This is a genomic window from Streptococcus suis (assembly GCF_046032535.1).
GTDB classification, from domain to species: Bacteria; Bacillota; Bacilli; order Lactobacillales; family Streptococcaceae; genus Streptococcus; species Streptococcus suis_AK.
Map to the genome: position 1 here is coordinate 1 of NZ_JARQPL010000061.1, position 6,971 is coordinate 6,971.

The window sequence follows — 6,971 nt, forward strand, 5'->3', positions numbered from 1 at the left end:
GCATCTATCTCTTCAATCTCTGCTTCTTTTTCAACCAAGGGAGCCAAGACATCATACTTAGCCTTTACAAGCTGATAATCTTCTTCCTTGGGGAAGACTTTTTCAACTTCTACTTTGGCTACTTGTAGCTTATCTTTTAAATCCTTTACCATCCCTTCTGTCTTTTCTTGGTCGTCTATAATATGGTCAATGGCATTACTAATCCGTTGAATGGTTCCCACATCTGATTTCAAATCAAGAGCGACTGTATATTGATTATCACCTACAATCATTAAAGAAATGGTTTCTGGTAAGGGCTCACTAGGACCTCGTGTTGTCATTTTTAAATCAAATCCTCTAAAGCTGGCAAGTGTTTTGACTTCCTTGGTCTCTGAGCGGTTATAGGTAATGAGTTTTCGCAGATAGTCCCCAGCTTCAGCACGATTATCCATTGCTTGATTGTCAAATCGCATGACAAAATCTTGCGACTTTGTTGCCAAGGATTGGGCAATATCCTTATCATATTGACTCAACCGTTTTTCCATGATAGGGAGGTGCTTCTCACTATAGGAAATGGTATGGCGATACTCGTCTTTGGAGCGATTAAAGGCTCGTTTTTGATTCTCTAAAACTGTCAGTTCATTTTCCAACTCCATTTTGAGTTTGAGATAAGGGTTTCCAGTTGCCAAGGCCTTAAAGTCAGAAGCCGTCATGGTTTGTTCATCAATGTCTTCAGCTGATCTCACAGGATCTTTTGAGGTCATTATCTGGGTGATATACTTTAGCTTATTCTCCTGCGTCTGCCAGAGGTAATTGTCAAAGCTCCCTTTAGTGATATAGTGATAAATATCTACCTCCTGGTGCATGTTTCCTTGTCGAATTAGTCGTCCATTTCGCTGTAGGCTAAGTACCCAGCGCCTTACCGTATTACTACGGCAGGTTTCCAAATACTCGCCCCCGAACCGTACGTACACCTTTCAATGTATACGGCTCTCCATTTATAAACTCAATCTAACTTGCCATAATGTAATTTCTTATGGCAATCTTTACACAATGCTATTGTTTTCCGTTGTCTAGAAATCATCAAACGTTCCCAAAAAGTCTTTTTCTTTAAATCCTTGAGTTTTCTCACATGATGAATTTCAATGAGACTATTGGTAGCTTGACAGTACTCACAACGGTTTGCTTTTAATCTATCAATTAAATTGGTTCGGCTAAAATATTTTGCCGTGTTTGGTAAATTATCATTTTCTAGGAAAGATTTCTTTTGACGTTTAAAGCCTCCATTATAGAAATAACGGGTCATTGTATCTCCTTTACGTCCAATATACTGTATCCTGAATTGACCATCCTTTTTATATTTACGGATGATGTGAGATTTAGTCGTACGATACTTGGTCGCATAGGTTTTATACATGCTATATTCCATAATATACTTAAAGCGATGGAGGATAGAACTGTTGTTAGCGATTCAATAATAGTTAAAAACCTCTTATTTCTGCATTGTAGCGTTCTAAAATCTCTAAATCATCACAGTCTTTCATAAAATAACGAGCTGTTGGTTTCCAAACTTCGTGACCTCTATGATAAGTCATTTTCATAGCCCCATAGGACAGTAATCTATCTCGAATCGTTTCAATAGAAACCTCTAAAACCAATCTACCTGTATAATTTCTGACCAATCGTCCTGACGAATCACGTTTGGCTAAATTGGATTGGCGAATGTACAGATGATAACCCAGAAACCTCGCTTTATCTCTTGCATTGGTAATCAGGGTTTTCTCTTCAGAGAGTTCCAATTTGAGAACCGTTTCCAAATAGTCCTTAATGTCTGCTTTAATACGACGAGCGTCCTCTTTACTTCCAATCACACCACAGATAAAATCATCTGCATATCGGGTATAGGTTAGACGCTTAAAACTACTATCCATAGGGTCGCTATGAGGAATCAATACTCTTTCTTTTTCTAATTGACGAATACGTTGAATGGCTTCTTGGCGTTGGTTTTCCGTCGAAGTACACTCTAGTGTTCTTCTTGCTTTTCCCAGTGCAATCTCATTTTGGCGATATTCTGGGGTGCGTTTACGGTATTTCCCTTCACAGAAGTTCTTCACATAATCTGTCATATATTTATCAAACTTATCCAAATAGATATTGGCTAGAATTGGACTGATTATTCCTCCTTGTGGAGTTCCTGAGTAGGTTTTGTAGAATTTCCAATCTTCCACATATCCTGCATTGAGAAATTTACGAATCAGGCGTAAGAAACGCTCATCCGTAATTCTTTCTCGTAGAATTTGAATTATCACATCGTGGTTGATATTATCAAAAAACGATTTGATATCTCCTTCAATAAACCACTTTACTCCTGTATAGGTTTTCTGAATTTGAGTAAGTGCTGAATGACAGCTTTTATTCGGACGAAAACCATGGGAAGAGGATTCAAATTGTCCCTCGTAGATGGATTCCAAAATCATTTTGATAACCTGTTGTAAGAGCTTATCATCAAATGATGGAATACCTAGTGGACGTGGCTTCCCATTCTTTTTAGGAATATAGGTTCGTCTTGATGGATGTGGCTGATAAGATTCATCTTTCAGGGAATCAATCAATTGGTCAATTCTAGCCATACTCATACCATCAATCGTCAACTCATCTACTCCAGGTGTCATGTGTCCTGGGTTAGCGTAAATCGTTTGATAGGCAACTAAGTACATTTCTTTGTTGTAAAGTAAGCGATAAAGTCGCTCAAATTGATAGTTTTTATCTTTACTGTGTTTTGTTAGATTGTTTAACACATTTTGAGGATTTCTCATGGTGTCTCACACACCTTCCTTTCCATAATGTTAATGTTATAAACTGTTCCCCTTCGCCATGTACGTGCCATTAACACGCTCGAACTACTACGGGAACTCCGTTACCTTATCAAATATTCATAAACCTGATGTTTAATAGCTTTTACAAGCATTTTGACTTAGGTAATCTCCGTTTAGCTGGTATAGTAACATAGCTTGATAATTTCATCGGATAGGACGTTCATCTGTTTTCATTTACTATGAATACGCTATGGAATCCCTTTGCTTCACTACCTCGAACAGTGATAATGAAGTTCCATAGTATGAGGGTTTTAGTTATCTTACCTCACAGTCCCGACACAGACCGTTTAGACTATCCTTCAATCAGTTTAGATTTTATCCTTATAATTATCTCAGTAACAACTGTTACATTGTCATCTCCTCATTCAGTCGTGATGTGATAACTCATCAACTTGTGAGTTTCCTAACGTGCTTTGTTCCCTGATATTTGGTTTCCCCCACAGGTCAGTTAGGTGATGATAGGCATTAAGGTCACGCCTACTACTTTGCCAAAAGTAGATTTACTATACCGCCTTTACGGACGCACGGACAATGTCTGAGGGCCTCCAGGGAACGTCTAAATGGTGGACAGCTTTCATGCGAGACTGGACGTTTAATCCTGTTCCCCCTTTTTCCGTAGAAGCCATGAGAATCCGTACTTCTCCACTATTGACCTTTCGTGATAGGGAATTTTTCTTCTCATCGGTATTGGCATCATGCACAAAAGCAATCTGTTCTTTGGGAATCCCTCGATCAACCAGCAAAGCTTTCAGTTCATTATAAACATCAAAACCTTCTTCCTTACTTTTAGGTGTTCCAATATCAGAGAAAATCATCTGAGTAGCCTTTTCTCCTGCTCCTTCAAGGTAGATTCGCTCGACATTATCAACCACTTGAAGGATTTTCTGATTATCTGATAAGGTATAAACAGGGTCAATCAACCGCATATCAATAGCTAGTTTTCTGGCTTCTCCTGTGTAGGGTAGGATACTAGCGAGGTAGTCATTGCGACCCCTTTTCCATTATCCCCCCACCGAACCGGACATGATACTTTCGCATCATCCGGCTCTCCAGTAATTTCATTTCATAAACGTGTATTTATTGAACCATTATGTATTGCATAGTGACAATCCCGACAAGTCACTAGCGTTTTTCGACATCTTGCTGACATGATTTCTTTCCACTTTGGAACTAATTTCCCATTGTGTTTGTTCAAGTCTGCTAATTTTCTGATATGATGTACCTCTATGTTCTCCTCACTTTCACATAGCTCACACTTATTTGCGAGTAATCGCTTGATAAGCTCTGTTCGACCACCATAAACTTGATACGGAGCATCTTCTATTACAGCTTTCTTTTTATAAGAAAGTGAAATGCCACCCCACGTTGCAACTAGAGGAGGTTTATCTTCTCGAGGCACAACTACCTGTAAACACGGCACAGTTCGGCCATTCGTGCTAGTTGTGGTAGTCTTATATTTAGCTAACATTTTATTAATGGATGACTTATGTTTAAATGCTAATGTTTTAAGGAGTGATGTTTCCATATACCAATAGACTTTTGAGAACCATGACAAATTTTGTGCCAATATATAATATTGAACCAGCCCTCTATATTCTTGTTGGTAAGTTTGAACGATACTAAAGTCATCATCATGCAATAAGTTATTACGATGAATAGCTTTACCATTTTTCATGTATTGGCGGCATTTGCTTTCAATAACCGATGCAGGTACAAATAATGCGATAACACCATTGGCACTCCGTCTCCCTTTGTTATCAATATAATCATTGACACGTTGTGCTTTTATCTCATATCCCAGAAATTTAGCTGATTCTCCAGTCGCATGGGTAATCAAAGTCTTTTCTTGAGAAAGTTCCAAAGATAACTTAGTATTTAAAAAGTCTCCAATTTGCTTCTTTATAGCCTTTGCCTCAGCTTTTGAACCTGTAAAGCCTAGAATAAAGTCATCCGCATACCGAACATATCTTAATCTCCGATAGCTGGTATCATAAGTATCGACTGAAGGGAGATTTCTTCTCTCAACAATTAACTGATGAGCTTTTTTATAATCTCCTTTATCCTGATAGCATTTAATTCTTCTACTCAAACGATTATAGGCTGAGTTTGCTTTCTGCTTTTTACCTCTTGTATATTGAGGTATCAGTTCTTCACCGACCCACTTATCAAATTGATGTAAATAGATATTAGCTAATAAAGGACTAATAACTCCACCTTGCGGTGTTCCACTAATAGTCTTGTGAAACTTCCAATCATCAAGACATCCTGCCTCAAGCATATTTTTGATAAGCCTAATAAACCGACCATCCTGAATTTGTCTAGACAACATAGTGATTAATACATCGTGGTCAATCGTGTCAAAATAACTAGAGATATCTCCTTCTATGAACCAACGTGTCCCTTTCCAGGTCTGAATTTCTTGTAAAGCTGTATGACACCCTCTTTTTGGTCTAAAACCATGAGAATGTTCACTAAATTGTGGCTCATAATAGGCTTCTAATATCATGCGAATCACTTCCTGAAGAAGTTTATCACTCCATACTGGTATTCCCAAAGGACGGTGTTTTCCATTCTTTTTAGGAATGTACTCTCTCCTAGCTGGTCTCCAGTAATAGGTTTCTTGTCTTAATTGTTCAATAATCATATCTATTTTTTGAATAGACATTCCATCAATCGTTTCCTCTGTAACACCCTTTGTCATTGCTCCATTATTCGGGTATAACTTTGCATAGGCTATCAGATAGAGTTCACGATTAAATAGTAACTTATAAACCCTTTCGAGTGGTTTATCTTGTTTTCCACGTTCATGAATGACCGTTAAAATAGTTTTGGCTGTACGCATCCCACGCACCTAATCCTTTCTAACTAATCGAAATTACCTGTCACCCTTCGCCATGTACAAGGATTTCCCTTGCTCGGACTACTACGGTGACTCCGTTACCATAAGGGTCTCCCCTCTTAGGCAATCCTGCTATTCGTTAAAAATGTACGTGCTAGTAACCCTTAGGTTCCTCACTCATTCCTTTATTCATACTTATCGTATGCTCTTTTACTGTAGAAAGTTATTCGTCCAAAATCACAACAACGAATATACAGTAACATCGGTTTCAGTTACTTTCCGATGGGCGATGCTTTGCACCTAGTCAGAATTGAGGTTCAAGCAGTTTAGCCTTAACCATAGGTTACGGAACTTGCGGCACATCAAAGCGTTGTAACTCGCTCCTTATCCGCTTTACTAACATGCTATTGTCCCCTTTGGGTTTCCCCGCTAGGTTAGTTAGTTGTTCCTATTATTTACTTTCAATAATATCCCTCTGTGAGGGAGATACATTTTTACGCTTAACAGCGCACGATTTTAAGCATGTTATCTCTACTTGGATCAACACTACCTGACTTGATAGCGTCTGAACGCTTTACCAGCTCTTCTAAATAGTATTTCTGAGCTTGCGTTAACTCGCTTTCCACCGCAATAATCTTAGCTTCTGGTACTGGTAAATCAAGCATGTCTGAGGTCTGAATATCGGCAGTTTCCTTGTAGATTCGCATGAGTTCAGGCAGGTTGACAAATTTCTTGAACCGTTTCTTGGGTTGGTACTTATCTCCTGTCGGGGCTAGTTCCATGGAGTTTTCAATATTCCCAAAAGCCCCAACCCAGGAGTCAAAATTGGATACCTGGTATCGTTCCAAGACATCGGGTTGAATGTAATTCATCATGGTGAAAAGTTCACTAATAGAGTTAGAAACTGGCGTTCCTGTCGCAAAAACGACATTTCTATCTCCATGTTCTGCCTGAACCTGTCTCACCTTCATCTCCATATCTACGTTCTTTTTTGAAGTGGTGTTGGTGATTCCCGCGACATTCCCAAGTCCAGTGATTGGACGGATATTCTTGAAGTGATGAGCCTCATCCACAAAAAGGAAATCAATGCCAAGGTTTTCAAATTCGATAAAGGTATCCCGCTCTAGTTTTTGGAGTTCTTCCAACTGGTGCTCCAATCCCTTAATCGAACGCTCCGCTTCTTTCACCGTATAATCACTGTCACTTCCTAGCTTGATTTCTCTGAGTTGCTCGAGTTTGTCATTGATATAGGCGACCTGTTTTTCACGACTCATCGG

1 protein-coding gene and 4 pseudogenes are annotated in these 6,971 nt (G+C 38.9%); all 5 read right to left on the reverse strand.

The genetic code is table 11. From position 1 onward, the window contains the following. Positions 1 to 881: pseudogene (locus tag P7J58_RS11040) on the reverse strand (hypothetical protein); the annotation flags it as partial. 104 nt (positions 882 to 985) lie between these two features. After that, a pseudogene (gene ltrA, locus P7J58_RS11045) lies at positions 986 to 2,795 on the reverse strand (group II intron reverse transcriptase/maturase). A 563-nt stretch (positions 2,796 to 3,358) separates the two neighbouring features. Further along, positions 3,359 to 3,826, reverse strand: a pseudogene (locus P7J58_RS11050) (hypothetical protein); the annotation flags it as partial. Between the two features lie 92 nt (positions 3,827 to 3,918). Further along, a complete protein-coding gene (locus P7J58_RS11055; protein WP_208555982.1) occupies positions 3,919 to 5,697 on the reverse strand; it encodes a reverse transcriptase/maturase family protein in 1,779 nt (592 codons plus the stop codon). A gap of 509 nt (positions 5,698 to 6,206) precedes the next feature. Further along, a pseudogene (locus P7J58_RS11060) lies at positions 6,207 to 6,971 on the reverse strand (SNF2-related protein); the annotation flags it as partial.

Bases quoted from the DNA above. Each gene is read 5' to 3' on its own strand.
- P7J58_RS11055 (WP_208555982.1), bottom strand. From the start codon at position 5,697: ATGCGTACAGCCAAAACTATTTTAACGGTCATTCATGAACGTGGAAAA.